The sequence below is a fragment of the Actinomyces sp. oral taxon 170 str. F0386 genome (genome assembly GCF_000195595.1).
Lineage (GTDB): Bacteria > Actinomycetota > Actinomycetes > Actinomycetales > Actinomycetaceae > Actinomyces.
In genome coordinates, this window is the sequence record NZ_GL882578.1 from 1 (window position 1) to 765 (window position 765).

The 765-nt window shown below is 68.2% G+C and carries 1 protein-coding gene; it reads right to left on the reverse strand.

Annotated elements, in window-relative coordinates; genetic code table 11:
* Positions 1-765, reverse strand: a 765-nt coding sequence (locus tag HMPREF9056_RS12980) for an ABC transporter ATP-binding protein (RefSeq protein ID WP_009405404.1), incomplete at both ends; no start/stop codon positions are given.

The window sequence follows — 765 nt, forward strand, 5'->3', positions numbered from 1 at the left end:
TCACCGATGAGCTCGACCTCCGGGCTGTAGAAGAAGCGCACGTGCTCCATCTCGATAACACCCGGACCCGCCTGCCCACCGGGGCCGGCCGCCGAATCCCGGCCGGCGCCCTCCGGGGTGACGTCGTCGGACGGTTCCTCGTCGGCGTCGAGCAGCTCGAAGATCCGCTCGGCGCTGGCGGTACCGGACTGCACGGCCGTGGCCATGCCACCGAGCTGGCCCAGGGGCTGGGAGAACTGCTGGGAGTACTGGATGAAGGCCTGCACATCGCCCAGGCGCAGTGACCCGGAGGCGACCATGGCGCCGCCGACCACCGCAATGGCCACGTAGTTGAGGTTCCCGATGACCAGCATGACCGGCATCATGATCCCGGAGAGGAACTGCGCTCGCAGCGAGGCGGCGTAGAGCTCCTCGTTCTCGGCGGCGAAGGCCTCACGCACCGCCTCGGTGCGCCCGTAGACCTGGACCAGGGCGTGTCCGGAGAAGGACTCCTCCACCCGGGTGTTGATCCGCCCGGTGCACGCCCACTGACTGGTGAAGGCCTTCTGCGAGCGCGGCCCGATACCGGCGAAGACCACACCCATGAGCGGGAAGATGACCAGCGCCACCAGCGCCAGGCGCCAGGAGATGGAGAACATCATCCCCAGCACGCCCACCACCGTGAGGATCGAGGTCAGCGCACTGGACAGGGACTGCTGAAGGGTGTTGGCCACGTTGTCGACGTCATTGGTCACCCGGCTGAGCAGCTCACCGCGCGCGACCGCG